Origin of the sequence: Comamonas badia DSM 17552, assembly GCF_000484635.1 — a bacterium.
GTDB lineage: Bacteria > Pseudomonadota > Gammaproteobacteria > Burkholderiales > Burkholderiaceae_C > Comamonas_C > Comamonas_C badia.
Genome location: NZ_AXVM01000007.1, coordinates 57,172 through 79,464 on the forward strand (window position 1 = coordinate 57,172; position 22,293 = coordinate 79,464).

Sequence of the window (22,293 nt, forward strand, 5' to 3'; positions counted from 1 at the left end):
CCGGCCGCTTCGGCACTGCCAGGCATGTGGTTGAGGGTGCGCCGATAAAATCAGCGGTTCTTTCACGCTGCAGGCAAGGCCTGCCCATCAGGTTTTCCCCATGCAAGCACCCGCAGCCCGCCCGGCTTCCGGCACCAAGTTCACCAGCCGCCAGGGCACGCGCGCCGTCAAGGATGGCGTCAAGCCCAGCGGCCTGACGGCCGTTCCCAACGCCGAGCGCAAGCCCGACTGGCTGCGCATCAAGCTGCCCAACGGGGCCAAATACCAGCAGATCAAGGAGATTGTCGATTCGCACAAGCTCTCCACGGTCTGCGCGGAATCCAAGTGCCCCAACATCGCCGAATGCTGGGGGCGCGGCACGGCAACGCTGATGCTCATGGGCTCGGTGTGCACGCGGGCCTGCAAGTTCTGTTCGGTCAGCACCGGCAACCCCAACGGCTGGCTCGATCCGCTGGAGCCGGTGAACGTGGCCGACGCGGTGGCGCTGATGGACCTGAAGTACGTCGTGCTGACCTCGGTCGATCGGGACGACTTGAAAGACCTGGGCGCCGGGCATTACGCTGCCTGCATCCGCGAGATCCACAAGCGCATGCCCGATACCGCGGTGGAGGCGCTGACGCCCGACTTCCAGGGCCGGCACGATCTGGTGGCCCAGGTGCTCGATGCCGGCCTGGCCACCTATGCGCAGAATCTGGAGACCGTGCGGCGCCTGACGCACCCGGTGCGCGATCCGCGTGCGGGCTACGAGCAGACGCTGGACGTGCTGAAGTTCGCCAAGGGCTACGCGCCGCAGACCATCTCCAAGACCAGCCTGATGCTGGGCCTGGGCGAGACGGACGCGGAGATTGATGAAGCGCTGGACGATATCCGTGCCGCCAACGTCGATGTGGTCACCATGGGGCAGTACATGCGGCCGACGCAGCACCACCTGCCGGTGCAGCGCTATGTGTCGCCGGAGCAGTTCGCGCAGTACCGCGAGATGGCGCTGGCCAAGGGCTTCGTCGAGGTGGTGGCGGGGCCGTTCGTGCGCTCCAGCTACCGCGCCGAGCGTGTGCTGGAGCACAACAACGTGGGGCTGGACGAAAGCGTGCTGGAGAGCCTGCGCAATTCCGCCGCCAACGCGATGCGCTGCTGATGCCAGACGCGCCTTCCAGGGTAGCACCTTTTTCCGTACTGGGCTTGGCTGCCGTTGTGGGCGGCGGCGGCCTGGCGGCTGCCATTGCGCACCGGCCCACGCAGGGCCTCGTTTGGCTGGTGGCCTATCTGGTGCTGGTGGTGGGCGTTGCCCAATACCTGCTGGGTGCGGGTCAGGCGGTGCTGGCGCCCACTGCACCGTCAGCCGGTGTGCTCTGGGGCCAGTGGGTGCTGCTCAACCTGGGGCATCTGGGCGTGATTGGCGGCCGGCTGGGCGAGCGCTCTGGATGGGTGTTGGTGGGTACCTTGGCCTACGCGGCGGCGCTGCTGTGGCTGGTGCGATCCACCCGCCGCGCGCCCAGTGGCAAGCGTCTGTGGGCCTACCGGCTGTTTGCGCTCTTTCTGCTGCTCAGTTCGCTGACAGGCGTGGCGCTTGCCGTGCTTCGCCGCTAGAGCTTCTTGGCGCCATAGTCCCAGGGCTGGGCCTGCTGCAGCAAGGCGCGCAGCGCACCATCGTCCAGTTGGGCGAGCTCTTCCTCCGCCTGCGCCAGCGTGTCGGCGGCCATCTGCTGGTGCAGGATGGCGTCGCCCTCCAGCGCGCTGAAGACCAGCAGCATCTGCCCGTAGGAGGCGGACAGCGGCGCGGCTTGCCAGTGCCGCCCTTCGGTGTCGAGAAAATCGCGCATGCAATGAAATCCTTGAAACGGGCAGACCTTATTCCATTTCCAGATCCATCGATTACTTCGTCGGCTTCGCTCGCCGTGCTACAGCACTGTCTTCGCTTCGCCTTCGCGTACTCGAATGATATGGAGTTGGAATTACGCCAATCGCTCGTAGCGCGCAAAACGCAGGCTCGGGCCCTGGCTGCTGACGTGGTCGCTGTGCGCGGTGAGCCGCCATTCGCCGCCGAGCGCGGGCGCCCAGGTGTCGCCCTCGAAATCCTGCGCGATTTCCGTCACCTCGGCGCGCGCGGCCAGGGGTAGTGCCTCGGCAAAGACCTGCGCGCCGCCGATGACCCAGGCGGTTGCGGTGCCTGATTGCTCCGCCGTTGATAGCGCTTCACGCAAGCCAGAAGCGCGCTGAGCGCCGTTTTGATTCCAATCGGGCTGGCGCGTGATGACGATGTTCAGGCGCCCCGGCAGCGGGCGGAAGCGCGGCGGGAGCGAATCCCAGGTCTTGCGGCCCATGATCACCGGCTGGCCCTGTGTCAGTGCCTTGAAATGCGCCAGATCCTCGGGTAGATGCCAGGGCATGCGGCCGCCTCGGCCGATGACGCCATTGGCGGCGCGTGCGTAGATCAGGGCGATTTCCATGGGGTTTGTGCGGCGGGTGGTGGCAGGAATATAGCGGCAGCCTACGATAGCGCCTGTCCATGTTCAAGATTCCGCTTTCCGTCCTCGTCGTCATCCATGCGGCGGATCTGCAGGTGCTGCTGATCCGCCGTGCCGATGCGCGCGAGGACTTCTGGCAATCCGTCACCGGCAGCAAGGACAGCGAGCAGGAGAGCTGGCGCGAGACGGCGCTGCGCGAGGTGAGGGAGGAAACCGGTATCGACGCCGCGGCGCCGGGCTGCAGCCTCATCGATTGGGGCATGGAGAACGTCTACAGCATCTACCCCCAATGGCGCCACCGCTACGCGCCGGGCGTGGTGATGAACACCGAGCATGTGCTGGGTCTGCGCGTTCCGGCGGCGACGCCGGTGACCTTGAATCCGCGCGAACACACGGCATATGCATGGCTGCCGTGGCGCGAGGCGGCGGACCGCTGTTTCTCTCCCTCCAATGCCGAGGCCATCCTCTGGCTGCCGCGTTTTGAATCGCTTGCATGACTGCAGAACTCTTGTCCGAAACCGATTTTGCGCCGTCGGAGCTGCCCGCTCTGCCCGGCGGCATCCTGCGCGTGGCCACCTACAACATCCACAAGGGCGTGCAGGGCCTGGGTCCGGCGCGGCGGCTGGAGATCCACAACCTGGGGCTGGCGATAGAGCAGCTCGATGCCGACATCGTCTGCCTGCAGGAGGTGCGCGCCAGCAACCGGCGCGAGGCCGCCTACTTCGATCGCTGGCCGCAGGTGCCGCAGGCGCAATACCTGGCGCCCGAAGGCTACGAAGCCGTCTACCGCACCAACGCCTACACGCGCGACGGCGAACATGGCAATGCGCTGCTCACGCGCTGGCCGGTGCTGGCCAGCAGCCATGAAGACATGTCCGACCACCGCTTCGAGCAGCGCGGCCTGCTGCATGTGCAGCTCAAGGTGGCGGGCCGCCTGGTGCATGCCATCGTGGTCCACCTGGGGCTGGTGCCGGGCAGCCGCATCCGCCAGGTGGCGCAATTGCAGGGCTACATCCGGCGCAAGGTGCCCGATGATGCGCCGCTGGTGGTGGCGGGTGATTTCAACGACTGGGGCAACCAGCTGGCGCAGATGCTCGCGGGCTTCGGGCTGCTGGAGTTTGACCATGCCAGCAGCCTGCACACCTACCCTTCGCGCCTGCCGATCGCGCGGCTGGACCATGTCTATGCGCGCGGGCTGCTGCCGGTCTCGCTGACGGTGCCGCGCGGGCGCATCTGGTGGCGCATGTCCGACCACCTGCCGCTGATCGCGGAATTCCGGCTCTGAACGATTGAATCCGCATGCCGCTGCCGCCCTACGCCGGTTCGGATCACCAGATACGGCTGCTGCAGGGCGCGCAAGAGCTGTTTCCGGCACTGATTGCCGAGATCGACGGCGCGCGCTCGGACGTGCAGTTCGAAACCTACATCTTTGATGTGGCGGGCGATGGCGCCGAGGTGGCGCGGGCGCTGGAGCGCGCGGCGCGGCGCGGCGTGCGGGTGCATCTGGTGGTCGATGGCGCCGGCACCGGGCAGGTGGCCGAGCCTTGGGGTTCGCGCCTCGTCCAGGCGGGCGCGCAGCTGCAGGTGTATTCGCCGCTGGGGCGCCTGGGGCTGCTCTTGCCGCGGCGCTGGCGGCGGCTGCACCGCAAGCTCTGCGTGGTGGATGGCAGCGTGCTGTTCTGCGGCGGCATCAACGTGCTGGGCGATTACGAAGACCCCAACTGGGGGCGCCTTGCCGCGCCGCGCCTGGATTTTGCGGTGCGCGTGCGGGGCACGCTGGTGGCTTTTGCCAGCACGGTGATGGAACGGTTCTGGCTGCGCCTGCTGGCCATGCACGACATGCGCCAGCGGCGCCTTGCGCAGGCGCTTGCGGACTGGCGCGCGGTGCGCCTGCTGCAGCGCGCGCCCCGGCGCACGGTTGGCGGGCGCGGCATGGTGGCGGCGCTGCTGCTGCGCGACAACCTGCGCTTTCGCACCCGCATCGAACGCTCCTACCGCCGCGCGATTGCGCAGGCGCGCAAGGAAATCATCATCGCCAACGCCTACTTCATTCCCGGCGGCAAGCTGCGCCGCGCGCTCGTCCTGGCCGCGCGGCGCGGCGTGCGCGTGCGGCTGCTGGTGCAGGGGCGCTATGAATATTTCATGCAGTACCACGCCGCGCGTCCCGTCTATGGCGCGCTGCTGGCGGCAGGGGTGGAAATCCATGAATACGCATCGAGCTTTCTGCATGCCAAGGTGGCCGTCATCGATGCCGACGGCGCACGCCCCTGGGCGACGGTGGGTTCGAGCAATCTCGATCCGCTGAGCCTGCTGCTGGCGCGCGAGGCCAACGTGATGGTGCGCGATGCCGGTTTTGCGCAGCAGCTGCGCTCGCGCCTGATGGCGGCCATCGCGCAGGGCAGCGGAGCGCTGGACCCGCGCACCTACGCCAGCCGTCCCTGGCGTGAACGGCTGCTCGATCGCGTGGCCTGGACCGTGATGCGGACGGCACTCTGGCTGACAGGGAAAAACTACTGAATCCATAGCTGATGGCGCTTGTCAGATAAGCGAAAAACGCCGAAATCATTCAAATTCCCGCATTCGAAATTCACTGGTAGGATCGACGCATGAGCGAACCATCCAGCCCCGTGCCCTTCGAAGGCGTGCCTCTCTCGATCAAGATCCGCGAGCGCCTCAAGGCCGCCGGCCAGCCGTTTCTGGCCAACGACAACATCGCCGGCTTTCTCGAACCCGGAGAGCTGGAAGGGCTGCTCGACGAGGTCGAGACGAAGATGCAAACGGTGCTCGACAGCCTGGTCATCGACACCGCCAACGACCACAACACCCGCAACACCGCGCGGCGCATCGCCAAGATGTATGTGAACGAGGTGTTCCGCGGCCGTTACGTGGCGCAGCCGCCGGTGACCGAATTCCCCAACGCCGCGCGCCTGAACGAGCTGATGATCGTCGGCCCGATCACCGTGCGCAGCGCCTGCAGCCACCATTTCTGCCCGGTGATCGGCAAGATCTGGGTCGGTGTGATGCCCAATGAGCACACCAACGTGATCGGCCTCTCGAAGTACGCGCGCCTGGTGGACTGGGTGATGGGGCGGCCCCAGATCCAGGAAGAGGCCATCGTGCAGCTGGCCGACCTCATCATGGAAAAGACCCGGCCCGACGGCCTGGCGGTGGTGATGGAAGCCAGCCACTTCTGCATGTCCTGGCGCGGCGTGCGCGAGATGGACAGCAAGATGGTCAACTCCATCATGCGCGGCGCCTTCCTCACGGATGCGTCGCTGCGCCGCGAATTCCTCGCGCTGATTCCCGGCAGGCCATAAATCCGCAGCAGACGGCGCTGTCCATGCTGGTTGGCGTGGATTTCACCAGCCGCCCCACGCGGCGCAAGTCCATCGTGATGGCCTGCGGTGCGCGCGACGGCGATCTTGTGCAATTGCAGAGCCTGCGCTGCTTTGAAAGCCTGGATGCGTTTGCCGCGTGGTTGGCCGAACCGGGCGACTGGATCGCCGCTCTGGATTTGCCCTTCGGCCTGCCGCGCGAGCTGGTGCAGCACCTGGGCTGGCCCACCGACTGGCTGGCCTGCATGCGGCATTACGCCAGCCGCTCCCGCGTGGAGATACGCGAGTGCTTCGCCGCGTTCTGCGCCGCGCGCCCCGCGGGCGGCAAGTTCGCGCACCGCGCCACCGATGGCCCTGCGGGCTCCAGCCCCTCGATGAAATGGGTCAACCCGCCCGTGGCGTTCATGCTGCATGCCGGGGTACCGCCCCTGATCGCAGCGGGCGTGCACCTGCCGGGCCTGCACGATGGTGACCGGCGCCGCGTGGCGCTGGAGGGCTATCCGGGCCTGCTGGCGCGCGCATGCATTGGCCGCGCGAGCTACAAGAGCGATGAGCCGAAGCGCCAGACCCCTGAGCGGCTTGCCGCGCGGCGGCAGATGCTGGAAGTGTTGCAGCGGGGCGCGCCCCGGCTGGGGCTGCGTCTGGTGGTGGCTGCCGATCAGCGTGCGTTGCTGGCGCGGGACGCCAGCGGCGACCGGCTCGACGCCGTCCTCTGCCTGATGCAGGCTGCCTGGGCCGAGCGCGCGCATGCCGCGGGCGATATGCGCTATGGCCTGCCGAAGCGGTTGGATCCGCTGGAGGGCTGGATCGTCACCGCCCCGGAGAGCGCTGCCCGTTGATCAGCGCGAGGTAGGCGCTGCGCGTTTGCGGCGTGACGGAGGCGATGACCTGCGTCCACGGCGTGTGCTGGCGCGCCATCAGCCGCGCGGAAGCGACGGTGCGCGACTTGCAGAACCAGTGGCAGCTGTGCTGAAACAGCAGCAGCTCGGCGGTCACGGCAAAGGCGCGGTCGCGCGGGCTGGCCGCGGCATCGGCCATGGCGCGGGCGATGCCTTCCGCATGGATGGCGAAGGCGCGGCGCAGATCAAAGCTGGCGGATGCCAGCCATTGCGTGGCCCAGGGCAGCGAGATGGGCAGGCGGCTGGTACGCGCGAGAGCCTCGGGCGTTTTCTGAAAATCGGCGGCAAGGCGCTGCACCTGCGTGCCCAGCTGCTCCTCGCTGCCCTGCAGCGTGCCGAGCACCTGCATGCGCCGTTCGTCGCCGGCTTCACCCATGGCGCGCAGATAGCCCTGGATCAGCGTCTGCATCAGGCGCTCGATCTGGTAGGGCTGCAGCGCCCGGGCCAGCAGGGCGATGCGCTGGCGCTGCTGGCGGTAGTTGACGAAATACAGCAGTCCTGCAGCGAAGAACAGCTCAAGCAAGGTGTTGGGTGACATGTGCTGGCGATTGTGCCTTGCCGTCACTCGGCTGCCGGCTGCCAGCCCAGCGCCGCCGAGATGCGCCCGCAGGCGTCCTGCAAAGCGAGCGCCGCTTCGCCCTGCGCATCGGCCTGCAGCGAAGCCTGCGGACCCACGAGGGTGAGTGCCAGCAGCAGATGGCCGTGCACGTCGAACACCGGCGCCGCGATGGCATTGATGCCCGGCGCGTGTTCGCCGTCGACCACGGCGACGCCCTGTTCACGGATGCTCGCGCGAAGTGCCGCGGGAATGGCCTTGGAGGGTGGATCCGACCAGGTGGCAAACACCCTGCCGGTGGCCGAGGTGTGCGGATCAAAGAGCGCGCCCTGTGCCACGCCCACCGAAACCCCTTGCCCCGGCTGGCAGACGCGTATCGCGGTCACCCCGGCCTCGGCCTGCACGGCCACCAGGCAGGTGTTGCCCAGCGATTGCGCCAGGCTATGTGCCTCGGCTGCGGCCAGTTCCAGCCAGTCCTGGCGGCTCATCCAGGCCAGCGCCAGCCCGCGCACGGCCGGGCCCAGCTCGTACAGGCCGTTTTGCGCATCCTGCTGCACCCAGCCGGCGCGCATCAGGCTGACGAGGTAGCGGTAGGCCTTGGCCCGGTGCATGCCCGCCTGGCGCGCCAGCGCGGACAGGCCGCAGCCCTGGGCTTGCGTGGCGAGCAGATCAAACAGCGCCAAGCCGACCTCCAGCGACTGTATGCCCACGGGGCCGGTGGCGGCGGTCTGCGTGCTTTCGGCGGCGAGGGAGCCCTGCTTGCTGGTGCGGTCAACGCTTGACATGTCAAGAAGTATGCCCTAAATTCCGTTCGTTGTGTTAATCATAACGTTGTTAACTTAATAGTAACATTGGAGCAAAGGCATGAAGAAGTACATCAGTTTTCCCCTGCGCGAAGGCGTGCACAGCCGTCAGGCGCATTGCGACATCCCCGACGGGCTTTATGAGCGCGAACACGGCCGCAACGGCTTCTTCGGGCCCGCCAGCCACATCCTGCACAAGCACAAGCCGACGGGCTGGACCAAGTGGGAAGGGCCGCTGGAGCTGACCCTGCTCGACCTGAACAAGCTCGAAGACAGCGCCCCCTGCCCCTGGAAGGCACGCCGCTTCATGCACAACGGCCAGACGCAGGTGCACTTCTGGAAGTTCGGCGCCTCCATGCCCGACCTGGCGCGCAACGGCGACGGCGACATGATCCTGTTCTTCCACAAGGGCGAGGGTGATTTCTATTGCGACTACGGCCACATGACCTACCGCGAGGGCGACTACATCAACATCCCGCGCGGCACCTCCTGGCGGCTGGAGACCCAGGTGCGCAACGAGGTGCTGACCATTGAAGCCACCGAGGACTTCTTCATGCTGCCCGAGCGCGGCATCCTGGGCCACCACGCGCAGTTCGATCAGGCAACGCTCGATACGCCCAAGATCGACGACGCCTTCAAGGCCCAGTACAGCGACACGCAGGAAAGCCGGGTGCGCGCCAAGCGCCGTGGCGAGGTGACCACCGTCACCTTCCCCTACAACTTCCTCGATGCGGTGGGCTGGCATGGCGACTGTGTGCCGGTCAAGCTCAACTGGCGTGACATCCGCGAACTGCTGTCGGACCGCTACCACCTGCCGCCCACGGTGCACGCCACCTTCCTGTCGAACACCATCATCGTCTGCACCTTCGCGCCGCGCCCCATCGAGAGCGACCCCGGTGCGCTGAAGGTGCCGTTCTTTCACAACAACGACGAGTTCGACGAGTCCATCTTCTACCACCAGGGCAACTTCTTCTCGCGCGACAACATCCAGCCCGGCATGTTCACGCTGCACCCCTCGGGCTTTCACCACGGCCCGCATCCCAAGGCCTTCGCCGCCGCCGCGGCCAACAACAAGGGCGAGCGCAAGTACACCGACGAGGTGGCGGTGATGATCGATTCGCGCTACCCGCTGGAGCTCGACAACGTGGACGCGGTGAAGGTGCCCAACTACATCGACTCCTGGAAAGAGTGAGTCTGGCGGATACAGCAAAAAGCGCTGCAAGGTTTTGAACCTTGCAGCGCTTTTGTTTTGCTAGCTGCGCACGCTTGCCCAGCATGCGCAAAAGGCCAATTACTTCTTTATTTCAGCCTCAATCTGCTTGACCAGATCGGCACCCACGTCGGGCGTGAACATGTCCCACACCGGCTGCACCGCAGCGCGCATGCGGGCGCGTTCTTCCGGTGTGACTTCGTTCACCTTCAGGCCCTTGCCGGCCATCATCTTCTGCGCGCCGGCCGCCTGGTCACGCGCCACCTGGCGCTGGAACGCGCGGGCCTCGATGGCGGCGTCCTTCACGATCTTCTGCTGGTCGGGCGTGAGCTTGTCCCAGAACTTCTTGGAAGCCAGCGGAATGAAGGCGCCGTAGGTGTGCTGGGTGATCGAGAGGTACTTCTGCACTTCGTACAGTTTGAGCGCGGCGATCACCGCGTTGGGCGTGCCCTGGCCGTCGATGGTGCGTGTCTCCAGCGCCGTGTAGAGCTCGGGCACCGCCAGCGGCACCGGGTTGGCGCCCAGCGCCTTGATGGTTTCCTGCGTGATCCTGGCCTGGATGGAGCGGAATTTCAGCCCCTTGAAGTCCTCCACCTTGGCGATGGGGTGCTTGCTGTTGGTGGCGTTGAAAAAGCCGTTCTCCCAGTACGCCAGGCCCACCAGGCCATGCGCGGGCAGCAGGTCCATGAGTTTCTGGCCGATCGGGCCGTCGAGTACCTTGTCGGCTTCCTGGGTGTTGGCGAACAGGAAGGGGAAATCGAGGATTTCATAGGGCTTGACCATGCCGGTGAGCGTCGAGGTCTGCGGCACGGTGAATTCGATGGTGCCGCCCTGCAATGCGGAAGTGACCTTCACGTCGTCGCCCAGCGCGCCGCCGTAGTAGGGCTTGATGTCGATCTCGCCGCCGCTCTTGGCCTTGACCAGTTCGACGAACTTGGCCACGCCCTGGCCCTGGTGGGATTTTTCCGGCAGGGTCACGGCGAACTTGCCGGTGACGGCGGCGAGCGTGGTGCCCGAGAGTGCCGCGGCCAGCAGGCCCAGCAGCAGGGAAGTCTTGAATTTCATGGTGGGTCTCTCCTATCGTGGATGAAAGAGTGGTGGTCAGCGCCACCATTCGGCGGGCACCGTGACCAGTGCGGGGAACAGAATCAGGAGCACGAGCAATATGCCCAGGGCCAGCAGGAAGGGCAGGATGCCGCGCACCGCCTCGTCCATCGTCACCTTGCCGATGGAGCTGACGACGTTGAGCACCACGCCCACCGGCGGCGTGATCATGCCGATCGAGCAGTTCATGATGAACACCACGCCGAAGTACACCGGGTCTATGCCGGCCACGGTGACGATGGGCATGAACACCGGCGTGAAGATCAGCACGATGGGGATGAAGTCGAGCACCATGCCGGCGAAGAAGATCACCACCATCATCGCGGCGACGAGCAGCATGGGCGATTGCACCAGGCCTTCCAGCCAGCCGCCCACCTGGCCCGAGATGTCGGTGATGGTGATCATGTAGGAGGCCACCATCGCCAGCGCCGCCAGCAGCAGCACCACCGAGGTGGTGCGCGCGGTGGAAAGCAGGGCCTCGTAGATGCTGTGCCAGTTCAGCTCGCGGTACACCACCAGGCCCACGAACAGCGCGTAGGCGGCGGCCACCACGGCCGATTCGGTGGGCGTGAAGATGCCGAAGCGCAGGCCGCCGATGATGATCACCGGCATCATCAGCGCCCAGCCGCCCTGGCCGAGCAGGCGCAGGCGCAGCCCCCAGGGCGCGCGCGCGGTGACGGCGGCGTTCTGCGTGCGCGCCACGAACCACCAGGCGATGACCAGCACCGCCCCCATCAATACGCCCGGCACGATGCCCGCGAGGAACAGCCGCGTGATCGAGACATTGGCCGTCACGCCGAAGATCAGAAAGCCGATGGAGGGCGGAATCACCGGCGCGATGATGCCGCTGGCCGCCATCAGGCCACAGGCACGCCCGGGGTTGTAGCCGGCTTGGCGCATCATCGGCACCAGGATGGCGGCCAGTGCCGCCGTGTCCGCCACGGCCGAGCCCGAGAGGCTGGCGAGCATGATGCCCGCGCCGATCGCCACATAGCCCAGGCCGCCGCGCAGGTGGCCGACGAAGGCGCTGGCCATCTCGACGATGCGCTTGGAGAGCCCGCCGGCGTTCATCAGTTCGCCCGCGAGGATGAAGAAGGGCACGGCCATCAGCACGAAATTGTCGGCGCCCGCCACCGCGTTCTGCACCACCACCTGCGCGTCGAACTGCCCGGTGAGCAGCATCAGCGCGATGCCCGCAAACATCAGCGCGAACGCGATCGGCACGCCCAGCGCGATCAGGCCCAGCAGCGAGACCAGGAAGACGGTTGCGCTCATGGCTTGCGCCCCGTGGCCATGTCGCCGGCGTGCGCTTCGCCTTCGATGCGTTCGGCGGCTTTTTCGATGCGGTCGCCCAGGTCCTGCGTCACCTCGTCCAGATCGCCGCGCAGCGCCAGCAGGATGTTGTGGCAGACCGGAAAGATGAGGGCGATGCCGAACACCAGCCCCACGCCGTACAGCCAGGCGTAGGAGATGCCGAGCACCGGGTAGGTGTTGCCCAGGTTGATCACCGTCTGTTTGTAGCCGCCGACGATGAAGACGCCGCAGCCGATCAGGATCAGCACGCCGGAGAAAACGATCAATGCGCGCCGGGCGCGTGGCCCCACGCGCCGCTGCAGGGTGTCAAACCCGATGTGGATACGCTGCGCCGAAGCCAGCACCGCGCCCAGAAAGATCAGCCAGACGAAGAGCAGCCGCGAGAGCTCTTCGGAAATGGCGATGCCCGAATTGAACGCGTAGCGCAGCACCACGTTGCCGAACACCAGAATACCCATGATGGCGAGGCAGGCCACGATGAGGATTTCAAAGCTGCGCGTGATGCCGCGTGACAGCCGCTCAAGCATGGCAGCCGCCTGTTTTTGGGTTTTTTCGCATAGGCCTCCTTGGAAGCCTGCGATTGAATCGCGTTTCTCGCCGCTTGAAAAGCCAAACCCTTGTTTTTTTGTGGTTGGTCAAATTTCATGCATCTGGTTCACGTATGGGGCGGGGCTGGCCATGCTGGCAGCGGATCACGCAGCTGCTCAAAGGCGCGTGCCACCTGCAGCACGCCCAGATCGTCGAAGCGCTGGCCGGCAATCTGCAGGCCGATGGGCAGTCCGTCGCGCGTCATGCCGCACGGGAGGGATGCGGCAGGCTGCTCGGACATGTTGCAGGGCACGGTGAAAGCAATGTGCTCCAGCTGACGCAGTGGATCGTTGGTGGGCGATGGCAGCTCGGCATCGAAGGCGGTGATGGGCGCGGTGGGCGAGAGCACATAGTCCACCTGTGAGCAGGCCAATACCGTCGCCACCCGCGTCACATGGAATTGCTGGCTGGCGTGGTAAATCTGTTCGGCGTTCAGGCCCTGCGCGCTTTCTGCCCAGGCGCGGATGAAGGGCAGCACCTTGTCCCGCTGCGCGGGCGGCAGCTGGCGCAAGTCCATGAGCGAGCGCATGCGCCAGAAGTGATCCATCCCGTCGAGCATCGCGCGGGTGAGGAATGGCCGCATGGGCACGATGATGGCGCCCGCCTGCTCGCACAGCGCGGCGGCAGTTTCAACCGCCGAACGCACTTCTGGTTGCACGGCCAGGCCGCAGCCAGCGTCCGGCAACAGGCCCAGGCGCAGCCCTTTCAGGTGCTGCGGACCGACGGCGTGCCGCTCCCAGGCGATCCGCTGTGGCGGCAGGCTCATGCTGTCGCGTATATCGGGCCGCGCCAGCACCTGCATCATCAGCGCCGCATCCTGCACGCTGCGCGTGATCGGCCCCGCCGCGCGGCCGGTGTAGGGCGGATCGATGGGTACCCGGCCCAGACTGGGTTTGAAGCCGAACACGCCGCACCAGGCGGCCGGCAGCCGGATCGAGCCGCCGATGTCGGTGCCCACGTGCAGCGGGCCGTAGCCGGCGGCCGCGGCGGCGCCCGCCCCGGCGCTGGAGCCGCCCGGGCCTTTGGCAAGGTTCCAGGGGTTGCGCGTGAGCGGATGAAAGCTCGATACGCCCGAAGACAGCATGCCGTAGTCGGGCATCGTCGTCTTGCACAGCAGCACGGCGCCCGCTTCGCGCAGGCGCTGCGCCGGGGGCGCGTTGACCTGCGAGGGTGTGAGCGCCGTGGCGGCCGTGCCCAGCGGCGTCGCGTCGCCCAGGGTGGCGATGTTGTCCTTGAGGGTGACCGGCACGCCGTCCAGCGGCCCGCAGGGCGCGCCGCGCAGCCAGCGCGATTCGCTCGCGCGGGCCTGCTCCAGCGTGCGCTCCGGGCGCAGCAGCCAGCTGGCGTGCAGCTGCGGCTCCCAGCGTTCCATGTGCGCCAGCAGCGCGTGCGCCACTTCGACCGGCGACAGGCCGCGCGCACGGTAGGCGGCCAGCAGTTCGGCGGCGCCGAGCGCGTGGATGGCCGTCATCGCGCGGGCGTATTGATGCGCTGGGTGGCCTTGTCCATCGCGCCTTCCAGCAGTTCGGGCAGGGCCGTGAGTGCGTGGTCCATCGCCTCTTCAATCAGCCTGCGGTCGTCGGACGCGGGGCGGCCCAGCACCCAGTGGATCACCTCGGCCTTGGTGCCCGGATGCCCTATGCCCAGGCGCAGCCGCCAGTAGTCGCTGCTGCCCAGCTGGGCGTGAATGTCGCGCAGGCCGTTGTGCCCGCCGTGGCTGCCGCCGCGCTTGAGCCGCACCTGCCCGGGTGAAAAATCAAGTTCGTCGTGTACCACCAGGATTTCCTCGGGCGCGATCTTGTAGAAGCGCGCCAGCGCCGCCACCGATTTGCCCGAGGTGTTCATGAAGGTCTGCGGCTGCAGCAGCCAGACGGGCTTGCCCTGCACATTGGCGCGGGCCACGAGGCCGAAGTAGCCGCGCTCGGGCATCAGGTGCAGCTTGAGCTGGCGGGCGAGCTGGTCCACCCACCAGAAGCCGACGTTGTGGCGCGTGGCTTCGTATTCGGGCCCGGGGTTTCCCAGGCCGACAAACAATCTGATCATGGCCGGTGATTATCCCGGTGCAGCCCATGGTGCGCAGTGGCGGCGCGCAGGCAAAAAAAACCCACCGCAGGGGTGGGCCATGCAGGGGTCTGCCCTATTGCATTACTTCTTTTTGCCCGCGGGCTTGGCTGGTGCGGCGGCGGGGGCCTCGGCACCTTCGGCCGGCGCTTCGTCGGGGATCACGTCCGGCAGCTTGATGGAAACCAGGGACGGGTTTTTGTTCGAGCCGTGGATGGCCACCTTGATGCCTGCTGGCAGCTTGACGGCCTGCAGCAGCGTGAGCACCGACTTGGAGGTCAGACCGCTCAGATCGACGCTGATGTGCTCGGGCAACTGCGAGGGCATGCAGACCACGTCCAGTTCATGCAGCAGCGGCGTGACGGTGCAGCCTTCGGTGACCACGGCGGGGGATTTTTCCAGGCCCTCGAAATGCAGCGGCACCTTCATGTGGATCCGGGTCTTGTCGTCGATGCGCTGGAAATCGACGTGCAGGATCTGCTGCTTGTAGGGGTGGTATTGCACATCGCGCAGCAGCACCTTGCTGGTTTGGCCCGCCACTTCCATGTCCAGGATGGAGGAGTGAAAGGCTTCCTTCTGCATCGCGTGCCACAGCGCGTTGTGATCGAGCTCGATCATTTGCGGCTGGCTGCCCGCGCCGTAGACGATGCCGGGTGCACGGCCCGTGACGCGCAGACGGCGGCTCGCACCCGTGCCTTGCGTGTTGCGCTCAAAAGCGACGAATTTCATGGGATGACTCCAGTGGTTGGGCGGCCGCGACCAGCCTGCCCGCCTGTTTCAAAAAAGGACTGTGCGCACCATGCGCGCAGCCCGTGCTGTCCTGCGTGGCTTTCTTAGCTCAGCTCCGAGAACAGACTCATCACCGACGCTCCGCTGGCGATGCGCTGGATGGTTTCAGCAAACAGCGGCGCAACGGAGAGCTGGCGAATCTTGGTGCATCCGCGGGCGGTTTCGCTCAGCGGAATGGTGTTGGTGACGACGACTTCGTCGAGCACATCGCCCTGGGCAATGCGTTCGATCGCCGGGCCGGAAAAAATCGGGTGCGTGCAGTAGGCGTAGACCTGCTTGGCGCCGCGCTCCTTGAGCGCGCTCGCCGCCTTCACCAGCGTGCCGGCGGTGTCGATCATGTCGTCCATGATGACGCAGTTGCGCCCGTCGATGTCGCCGATCACGTTCATCACTTCGGAGACATTGGCCTTGGGACGGCGTTTGTCGATGATGGCCAGATCACAGCCCAGTTGCTTGGCCAGCGCGCGCGCGCGCACCACGCCGCCGACATCGGGGCTCACGACGATGAGGTTGTCGTGCTTCTTCTCGTTCAGGTCGCGCAGCAGCACCGGAGAGGCATAGATGTTGTCCACCGGGATGTCGAAGAACCCCTGGATCTGGTCTGCGTGCAGATCCATCGTGAGCAGTCGGTTGACACCCACGGCCTGCAGCATGTTGGCCACCACCTTGGCCGAAATCGGCACGCGCGTGGAGCGTGGGCGCCGGTCCTGGCGGGCGTAGCCGAAGTAGGGGATGACGGCGCTGATGCGCTCGGCCGACGCGCGCTTGAGCGCATCGACCATGATGAGCAGTTCCATCAGGTTGTCGTTGGTCGGTGCGCAGGTGGACTGCACGACGAAGATGTCGCGCGCCCGCACGTTCTGCTTGATTTCGACGGTGACTTCGCCGTCGGAGAAGCGTCCGACCTGCATGGCACCGAGGTTTATGCCGAGGTTTTGCGCGATCTCGGTCGCAAGGCCCGGGTTTGCATTGCCCGTGAAAACCATGAAATCGGTGTGAGGAGCTTGCACGGTCGTCTCGAATGTCTGGCGGCGGGCAGCGCAACGGGCTTGGTGGTTGGCAGGGGAGGAAGGATTCGAACCCTCGCATGCCGGAATCAAAATCCGGTGCCTTGACCAGCTTGGCTACTCCCCTACACGGGCCGCACGCATGAAGCGCGCAGTCCTGCAATCATTCATCCCTGGCCCAGCCGACCAGCGGATGAAGCCCGAGATTCTTACACACTTTGATGCTCCAGCTTGCCGGTGCATCCGCAACATCGATCGTGTGTGTCATTGGCGCAAACACTGCGCTGCCAGAGCCGGTCATGCGCCCTGCCAAACCCTTGTCTGCAAGCCACTGCGCGGCTTTTGCAATATCGGGGCACAGCAGCTGCGCTACCGGCTGCAAGTCGTTTCTGCCAAAACCAAACGGCTTGCGTGCCTGCTCTCCAACGAAGCCCGCGATTGTAGCAGCTTGTGTTTCGCGGTGAAGCGCTGGATGGGAAAAAATCGCCGCGGTTTCCAATCCTGCTTCTGGCTTGACGATGATGAACGGCAACGGAGGAATCAGCGCCTCAGGCGCCAGGGCCTGAAGGTCGTCACCTATGCCCTGCACCCAGGCGTTGCGCCCGCCGATGAAGAACGGCACGTCGGCGCCGAGCGGCAGGGCGAGCCGGTGCAGATCGGCCCGGGACAGACCCAGAGCCCACAGCCGGTTGAGTGCCAGCAGCGTGCTGGCGGCGTCCGATGAGCCACCGCCAAGACCGGCCTGCGCGGGCAGGCGTTTTTCAATGGCGATGTGCGCGCCCAGCGTGCAGCCGGTAGCGGATTGCAGCGCGCGAGCGGCGCGCAGGCACAAGTCGTCTTCGGGCAGGGGGGTGCCGAGGTCTTCGCGGCTGAGCTGTTTGTCGCCACGGCGCTCGAAATGCAGGGTGTCGCACCAGTCGAGCAGCATGAAGACGGACTGCAGCAGGTGGTAGCCGTCCGGGCGCCGTCCGGTGACGTGCAGGAACAGGTTGAGCTTGGCCGGTGCCGGCACATCGTGGATGGCGATCACGGCGCAACCCCTGTATCAGGGCTCCAGCACGATGCGCAGCACGGCCCGGGGCAGCGGCTGCAGGCGGGTGGCGACGATCCGCCCCGAGTCCAGAGCGCTCAGGTCTGCATGCCAGCCGGCGATCCGTGTCTCGCGCCCGTGCAGCCATTCAAACAATGCCATGACGGGCAGTTCGCTGCCGGTGAGCTCCCGGGTGAGCGCGGCAAGCGAGGCCGACTGGCGCTGCACCTTGCCGTCGTCCAGCACCGCTTTCCCGGGCTGCCAGGTCAGGCGCGCCAGCACGTTGCCCAGCGGATTGAACACGGTTAGCGCGCCGCGGCTGGGATCGCCCTGGAGCTCGAATGCGGCGGAAAACGACTGGGCGGAGTTGTCGTCCACCTGCAGTGCCAGCCGCCCGCGCCAGGTATCGTTGCCCTCGGGCAGGGTGCGAGGGGGCTGTGCGCAGGCCGCCAGCAGCAGGCTGGCGCCCCAGACAAGCCAGCGGCGCCGCTGCGCTGGCGCAGGTGCCGTCAAAGGCGAACCCCGAAGCGCCTGAGGGTGTTGTTGAGCGTGGCGTTGTCGCGCTTCAGGCGCAACCCGGCCCGCCAGGCATCGCGCGCACTCGCATGCTCGCCCTGTTTCCACAGCACCTCGCCCAGATGGGCGGCGATTTCCGGATCGGGCTGCTTGCGCATGGCTTCACGCAGCAGTGCCAGTGCACGCTTCGGGTTGCCCAGGCGGTATTCGACCCAGCCCAGGCTGTCGGTGATGAACGGGTCACCAGGGGAGAGCTCCAGCGCCTGCTCGATCAGTGACTTGGCTTCCTCAAGGCGCAGACCGTGGTCGGCGAGTGAAAATCCCAGGGCGTTGAGCGCCTGCGGGTTCTTCGGGTTGCGCGCCAGGATGGAGCGCAATTCGCTCTCCATTTCATCCAGGCGCCCCAGCCGCTCGGCCAGCAGGGCTTTGTCGTACAGGTAGTCGTCGTTGTCCGGCTGCAGTTGCACCGCATGCGATTGCGCCTCATAGGCGCGATCGATCTGTCCTGCCTCGCGCAGCACGATGGCTTCGCTCTGCAGCTTGTCCGCGGCCTGTCTGTCGTCTGCGGCGGGCATGTTGCGCACCAGCGCCAGGGCTTCGCCCAGACGTCCCTGGCGCACCAGGAGGAGCGCGCGCCGCGTTTGCACGTTCAGGTGCGTACCGTCTTCGTCCGTGAGGCTGAGCCAGTGTTCGGCCTGTTTCAGGTCGCCCCGCGATTGGGCGATTTCCGAGCGCAGCAGGTACATCTGCCGGGTTTGCGCCTGCACCTGCTCGGACGCGGGCAATTGCTGGTACAGCTCGGCAAAATGGTTGAGCGTCTTTTCGGCGGCATCGACCTGGCCTGCCTGCAGCTCCAGCGTGCTCTGCAGCAGCCACGCCTGGGCGTTGTCGGGTTGTTCGGATGTCACCGTGCGCATCTGCGCCAGCGCCTTGTCGTACTGGCCGGTCTCGGAGAGATAGCGCGCATAGCCCAGGCGCACTTCCGCCAGCGGGTGTTCGTCGAGGTAGGGCTTGAGCAGCGGCTCGGCCTCTGTCACTTTTTCATCGAGCAGCTGCAACACGAACGCCGCCATGGCGTCGTTCGTGGGGTCCATCTTGTGTGCAAGGCGGGCCGCCACGAGTGCGCCGGGCCTGTCGCCCGCCGCAAGCCGCATGCGGCCCGTCGTGGTCCAGGCGTTGGCGCCGGTGGCAGGCTGGTCCTGCAGCTCGGCAAGAGCGGCTTCCACGACGCGTGCGGCCAGTTCCTTGTCGCTTGCGTGGGCATAGAGCAGCGGAATGGCGTTGATGACGGCAATCTTGCTGCCGTCGGGGGCGTTTGCCAGTTCGCGTGCCAGCGGCTCGCTGCTGTCCTGAATGCGGTTGAGCGCAACCAGTATGCGCAGCACGAAGCGGTTGGCGTCGCGCGACTCGGGATCGGCTTGCCGCCACGCCTGCGCTGCCGCCAGTGCCGATGGGGCCGAGCGCGATTGCAGCGCGATTTCCGTGGCACGGCGATACAGCTCGCTGCTGTGGCTGCGCCGTGCGGCGTCGAGCATGAGTGAATAGCCCTGGCCTGGGTCGCCGCCGCCCACGGCGAGCTCGCCGACCAGCACTTCGTAGAAAAGTTCGGCGGTGGAGGCCGCGGAGACGGCCTCGGTCTTTTCTGCCGCCCTCAGCGCCTTGCTGGCGCCGGGGCCGGCATCGGCGGGGACGGTCGCCCAGGCCGGCGCCGTGAAAATCGCGAGCGCGGCAGCCGCGACAAGCAAGGTGGGGGATGCGAGGCGAGATGTGCGCAGCATCGGCCCATAATAATCGAAGGTTTGCAGCGCCTGTGTCTGCCGCGGTGCTGTGTAACGCCTTCTTTCCACTCTTGCCCTGCGGCGCTGCGCCATGCCCGAACTCCCGGAAGTTGAAGTCACCCGCCGCGGTTTTGCCGATGCGATTGCAGGAGCGCGCATCCGTGCCGTCCTGCTGGGCAAGCCGTTGCGCTGGCCGCTGGGGGTGGAGCCTTCCGTGCTGGTCGATCAAAGGGTGTTGCGGGTCAGGCGGCGCGGCAAATACCTGCTGGTGGATTTGAGCGCGGGCCTGCTGCTGATTCATCTGGGAATGTCGGGCAGCCTGCGCTTTGCGCCAGTGCTGCCGGCGCCGGACGCGCATGACCACTTTGAACTGCAGACCGATCGCGGCGTGCTGCGGCTGCACGACCCGCGGCGTTTTGGCGCGGTGGTCTGGGTGCAGGACGAAGAGGCACCGCTGGCGCGCAAACTGCTGGGACATCTGGGCGTTGAACCCTTATCCGATGCTTTTGATATCGCCACTTTTCAGATGGGGCTCAAGGCCAGCCGCCAGGCCATCAAGCAGGTCCTGCTGGCGGGCCACCTGGTGGTGGGCGTTGGCAACATCTATGCCAGTGAAGCGCTGTTCCGGGCGCGCATCCGTCCCACGGCGATGGCTGCCCGCCTGGGGCCCGAGCGGGTGCGGCGCCTGCATGCCGCCATCCGCGAGGTGCTGGGGGAGGCCGTGGCGCTGGGGGGCAGTACCTTGCGCGATTTCTCTGGCGTGCAAGGGCAGGCTGGACATTTTCAGCTTTCGGCCCGGGTGTATGGCCGCGCCGACCAGCCGTGCGGCGTGTGCGGCGCGGCTATCCGCATGCTGCGCCAGGGCCAGCGCAGCACGTTTTTCTGTCCGCATTGTCAGCGCGCATGAAGGCTCCTGCTGATTTTGCCCAGCGCGTGGTGCACTGGCAGCGGGCGCACGGGCGCAAACATTTGCCGTGGCAGGGTACGCGCGATCCCTACCGCGTCTGGCTCTCGGAAATCATGCTGCAGCAGACGCAGGTGGTGACGGTGCTGGATTACTACCCGCGGTTTCTCGCCCGCTTTCCCGAGGTGCAGGCGCTGGCGGCGGCGACGCTTGCGGATGTGCTGGCGCTGTGGAGCGGCCTGGGCTACTACAGCCGCGCGCGCAATCTGCACCGCTGCGCGCAGGAGGTGGTGTCGCGGCATGCGGGCCGGTTTCCGGCGAGTGCCCTGGCGCTGGCGGCGTTGCCGGGCATAGGGCGCTCCACCGCGGGTGCCGTCGCCGCCTTCTGCTTTGGCGAGCGCACGCCCATTCTTGACGCCAATGTGCGGCGCGTGCTCACGCGGGTGCTGGGCTTTGATGCCGACCTGGCGAAGGCCGCCAATGAACGCCTGCTGTGGGACTGGGCCGAAAAGCTGCTGCCTGGCACTGGGCATGCATCGGATATGCCAGCCTATACCCAGGGGCTGATGGATTTGGGCGCGACGGTATGCCTTGCGCGCGGCCCCGCTTGCGCGCGCTGCCCTCTGGCGGACATCTGCGCCGCACGCCTGGCGGGCAACCCGGAGCACTACCCGGTGCGCACGCGCAAACTGGTGCGGCGCAGCGAAGACTGGTGGCTGTTGCTGCAGGTGGATGCCAGCGGGCGCTGCTGGCTGGCGCCGCGTCCGCAGCGCGGCATCTGGGCGGGCCTGCATTGCCCGCCTGTGTACACGCAGCGCGAGGCACTTGATGCGGCGCTGCAGGGCGCGGCTGCCGAGGAATGGCCCAGCTTTACCCATGTGCTGACGCACCGCGATCTGCAATTGCACCCGCTGCTGCTGCGCACCGCAACGCCGCATGGCGCCGGCGCCTGGTTCAGCGCCGACCAGTGGCAGGCACTCGGGCTGCCGGCACCGCTGCGCAAGCTGCTGCAGCAACTGAAAAATAAGCTGATTTGATAGCTGGATGCGCTTGATGGTCTTGGAGAAAAGTGGAATTCAATCCAATTCCCGGTGGCGTTTGAGCGTCGTCCACCGGGCTGAAAAATATTCCGCCAATTGCTCGACCAGGTAGACCGAGCGGTGCTGACCGCCAGTGCAGCCAATGGCCACGTTGACGTAGCTGCGGTGGTTGTGCGCCAGGGGAGCCAGCCAGCGTGCTATGAATTGCTGAATGTCCGCCTGCATCAAGCCGACTTCGGGCTGGCGCAGCAGAAAACCCATGACGGGCGCATCGCGCCCGGTGAGCGGGCGCAGCTGCGGGTCGTAATGCGGATTGGGCAGCATGCGCACGTCAAAGACGTAGTCGGCATCCAGCGGCACGCCGCGTTTGAACGCGAAGGACTGGAAGACCAGCGTCAGCCGCCCCGGCGGCACGGCCATGATTTTTTTGACATAGGCCAGCAGATCCGCATTGCGCAGGGTGCTGGTGTCGATCACCAGCGATTGCTCGCGCAGGTCGGCCAGCAGTTCGCGTTCAAGCCGGATGCTCTGCACCAGGGCCTGCCGTCCGTCCTGCAGCTCTTCCTTGGAGAGGGGGTGGCGCCGGCGTGTTTCGGAAAAGCGGCGCACCAGGGTGTCAGTGCTGGCTTCAAGGAAGAGTGATTGGATTTTCACGCCGCTCTTGCGCAATTGCTCCAGCTGCGCGGGCACCAGCGGCAGCGCGGTGGCGCTGCGCACGTCGATGGCAAGGGCCACGCGGTTGGCATGCTGCTGGTGCTCGAGTTGTGCAAAGGGCAGCAGCAATTCCGGCGGGAGGTTATCGACGCAGTAGTAGCCGGCATCTTCCAGCGCATGCAGCGCCAGCGATTTGCCCGAGCCGGACATGCCGGTGATGAGTACGAGTTCCAGAGCCAT

General features: G+C 66.3%; 25 protein-coding genes and 1 tRNA gene. 10 read left to right on the top strand and 16 right to left on the bottom strand.

Going from position 1 to position 22,293, the window contains the following annotated elements; translation table 11 throughout:
* Positions 1–100 precede the first annotated feature (100 nt).
* Both lipA and K320_RS18455 read left to right on the top strand, forming a co-directional pair.
* On the top strand, positions 101–1,135 hold the full coding sequence (gene lipA, locus K320_RS0114780; protein ID WP_024539602.1) for a lipoyl synthase: 1,035 nt from the start codon (positions 101–103) through the stop codon (positions 1,133–1,135).
* Between the two features lie 44 nt (positions 1,136–1,179).
* A complete protein-coding gene (locus K320_RS18455; protein ID WP_051384951.1) occupies positions 1,180–1,587 on the top strand; it encodes a hypothetical protein in 408 nt (135 codons plus the stop codon).
* On the opposite strand, the gene K320_RS0114790 is transcribed toward K320_RS18455, so the two are convergent.
* Together K320_RS0114790 and K320_RS0114795 are read right to left on the bottom strand one after the other, a co-directional pair.
* On the bottom strand, positions 1,584–1,820 hold the full coding sequence (locus K320_RS0114790; RefSeq protein WP_024539604.1) for a hypothetical protein: 237 nt from the start codon (positions 1,818–1,820) through the stop codon (positions 1,584–1,586). The two genes, K320_RS18455 and K320_RS0114790, sit on opposite strands and share 4 nt — an antisense overlap.
* 132 nt (positions 1,821–1,952) lie before the next feature.
* Positions 1,953–2,447, bottom strand: coding sequence for a dihydrofolate reductase (locus tag K320_RS0114795; protein ID WP_024539605.1), 495 nt, complete (start codon positions 2,445–2,447; stop codon positions 1,953–1,955).
* A 59-nt stretch (positions 2,448–2,506) separates the two neighbouring features.
* On the opposite strand from K320_RS0114795, the gene nudB reads away from it, so the two are divergent.
* From nudB to K320_RS0114820, 5 genes are all read left to right on the top strand, one after another.
* A complete protein-coding gene (nudB, locus tag K320_RS0114800; protein WP_024539606.1) occupies positions 2,507–2,962 on the top strand; it encodes a dihydroneopterin triphosphate diphosphatase in 456 nt (151 codons plus the stop codon).
* Positions 2,959–3,750 (top strand): endonuclease/exonuclease/phosphatase family protein, encoded by a 792-nt coding sequence (locus K320_RS0114805; protein WP_024539607.1) that lies wholly within the window; start codon positions 2,959–2,961, stop codon positions 3,748–3,750. Before nudB ends, K320_RS0114805 begins: the two co-directional genes overlap by 4 nt.
* A gap of 14 nt (positions 3,751–3,764) precedes the next feature.
* Positions 3,765–4,982, top strand: a complete 1,218-nt coding sequence (gene clsB / locus K320_RS0114810; RefSeq protein ID WP_024539608.1) for a cardiolipin synthase ClsB — start codon at positions 3,765–3,767, stop codon at positions 4,980–4,982.
* Positions 4,983–5,071: 89 nt separating this feature from the next.
* A complete protein-coding gene (gene folE, locus K320_RS0114815) occupies positions 5,072–5,782 on the top strand; it encodes a GTP cyclohydrolase I (protein ID WP_024539609.1) in 711 nt (236 codons plus the stop codon).
* Between the two features lie 23 nt (positions 5,783–5,805).
* Positions 5,806–6,639 (top strand): DUF429 domain-containing protein, encoded by an 834-nt coding sequence (locus tag K320_RS0114820; RefSeq protein ID WP_024539610.1) that lies wholly within the window; start codon positions 5,806–5,808, stop codon positions 6,637–6,639.
* On the opposite strand, the gene K320_RS0114825 is transcribed toward K320_RS0114820, so the two are convergent.
* Both K320_RS0114825 and K320_RS0114830 read right to left on the bottom strand, forming a co-directional pair.
* On the bottom strand, positions 6,611–7,237 hold the full coding sequence (locus tag K320_RS0114825; RefSeq protein ID WP_024539611.1) for a hypothetical protein: 627 nt from the start codon (positions 7,235–7,237) through the stop codon (positions 6,611–6,613). The genes K320_RS0114820 and K320_RS0114825 overlap by 29 nt on opposite strands.
* Positions 7,238–7,260: 23 nt before the next feature.
* A complete protein-coding gene (locus K320_RS0114830; protein WP_024539612.1) occupies positions 7,261–8,040 on the bottom strand; it encodes an IclR family transcriptional regulator in 780 nt (259 codons plus the stop codon).
* A 79-nt stretch (positions 8,041–8,119) separates the two neighbouring features.
* On the opposite strand from K320_RS0114830, the gene K320_RS0114835 reads away from it, so the two are divergent.
* Positions 8,120–9,250, top strand: a complete 1,131-nt coding sequence (locus K320_RS0114835; RefSeq protein WP_024539613.1) for a homogentisate 1,2-dioxygenase — start codon at positions 8,120–8,122, stop codon at positions 9,248–9,250.
* 99 nt (positions 9,251–9,349) lie between these two features.
* On the opposite strand, the gene K320_RS0114840 is transcribed toward K320_RS0114835, so the two are convergent.
* From K320_RS0114840 to K320_RS0114890, 11 genes are all read right to left on the bottom strand, one after another.
* On the bottom strand, positions 9,350–10,333 hold the full coding sequence (locus K320_RS0114840) for a TRAP transporter substrate-binding protein (RefSeq protein ID WP_024539614.1): 984 nt from the start codon (positions 10,331–10,333) through the stop codon (positions 9,350–9,352).
* 36 nt (positions 10,334–10,369) lie between these two features.
* Positions 10,370–11,647: a TRAP transporter large permease gene (locus tag K320_RS0114845; protein ID WP_024539615.1), complete on the bottom strand. Its 1,278-nt coding sequence runs from the start codon at positions 11,645–11,647 to the stop codon at positions 10,370–10,372.
* Positions 11,644–12,213, bottom strand: a complete 570-nt coding sequence (locus K320_RS0114850) for a TRAP transporter small permease (protein ID WP_024539616.1) — start codon at positions 12,211–12,213, stop codon at positions 11,644–11,646. Before K320_RS0114850 ends, K320_RS0114845 begins: the two co-directional genes overlap by 4 nt.
* Positions 12,214–12,341: 128 nt before the next feature.
* Positions 12,342–13,745, bottom strand: coding sequence for an amidase (locus K320_RS0114855; protein WP_024539617.1), 1,404 nt, complete (start codon positions 13,743–13,745; stop codon positions 12,342–12,344).
* Positions 13,742–14,317, bottom strand: coding sequence for an aminoacyl-tRNA hydrolase (gene pth, locus K320_RS0114860; protein ID WP_024539618.1), 576 nt, complete (start codon positions 14,315–14,317; stop codon positions 13,742–13,744). Before pth ends, K320_RS0114855 begins: the two co-directional genes overlap by 4 nt.
* A gap of 102 nt (positions 14,318–14,419) precedes the next feature.
* Positions 14,420–15,064 (bottom strand): 50S ribosomal protein L25/general stress protein Ctc, encoded by a 645-nt coding sequence (locus tag K320_RS0114865; RefSeq protein WP_024539619.1) that lies wholly within the window; start codon positions 15,062–15,064, stop codon positions 14,420–14,422.
* 104 nt (positions 15,065–15,168) lie between these two features.
* Complete coding sequence (locus K320_RS0114870; RefSeq protein ID WP_024539620.1) at positions 15,169–16,134, bottom strand: ribose-phosphate pyrophosphokinase; 966 nt, start codon at positions 16,132–16,134, stop codon at positions 15,169–15,171.
* Between the two features lie 47 nt (positions 16,135–16,181).
* Positions 16,182–16,258, bottom strand: a tRNA-Gln gene (locus K320_RS0114875).
* A 36-nt stretch (positions 16,259–16,294) separates the two neighbouring features.
* On the bottom strand, positions 16,295–17,161 hold the full coding sequence (gene ispE / locus K320_RS0114880) for a 4-(cytidine 5'-diphospho)-2-C-methyl-D-erythritol kinase (RefSeq protein ID WP_024539621.1): 867 nt from the start codon (positions 17,159–17,161) through the stop codon (positions 16,295–16,297).
* Between the two features lie 15 nt (positions 17,162–17,176).
* Positions 17,177–17,674, bottom strand: a complete 498-nt coding sequence (locus K320_RS0114885; protein WP_024539622.1) for a lipoprotein insertase outer membrane protein LolB — start codon at positions 17,672–17,674, stop codon at positions 17,177–17,179.
* Positions 17,671–19,422 (bottom strand): tetratricopeptide repeat protein, encoded by a 1,752-nt coding sequence (locus K320_RS0114890; RefSeq protein WP_245593899.1) that lies wholly within the window; start codon positions 19,420–19,422, stop codon positions 17,671–17,673. Before K320_RS0114890 ends, K320_RS0114885 begins: the two co-directional genes overlap by 4 nt.
* Before the next feature lie 124 nt (positions 19,423–19,546).
* Between K320_RS0114890 and mutM the strand changes: the two genes are divergently transcribed.
* Both mutM and mutY read left to right on the top strand, forming a co-directional pair.
* The gene (gene mutM / locus K320_RS0114895; protein WP_024539624.1) at positions 19,547–20,362 is read left to right on the top strand and encodes a bifunctional DNA-formamidopyrimidine glycosylase/DNA-(apurinic or apyrimidinic site) lyase; all 816 of its coding nucleotides are present in this window, start codon (positions 19,547–19,549) and stop codon (positions 20,360–20,362) included.
* Positions 20,359–21,396 carry an A/G-specific adenine glycosylase gene (gene mutY, locus K320_RS0114900; protein ID WP_024539625.1) on the top strand — a complete coding sequence of 346 codons (1,038 nt, stop codon included), beginning with the start codon at positions 20,359–20,361 and terminating at the stop codon, positions 21,394–21,396. The genes mutM and mutY overlap by 4 nt, the downstream gene beginning before the upstream one ends.
* Positions 21,397–21,435: 39 nt before the next feature.
* On the opposite strand, the gene rapZ is transcribed toward mutY, so the two are convergent.
* A complete protein-coding gene (gene rapZ, locus K320_RS0114905) occupies positions 21,436–22,293 on the bottom strand; it encodes an RNase adapter RapZ (RefSeq protein ID WP_024539626.1) in 858 nt (285 codons plus the stop codon).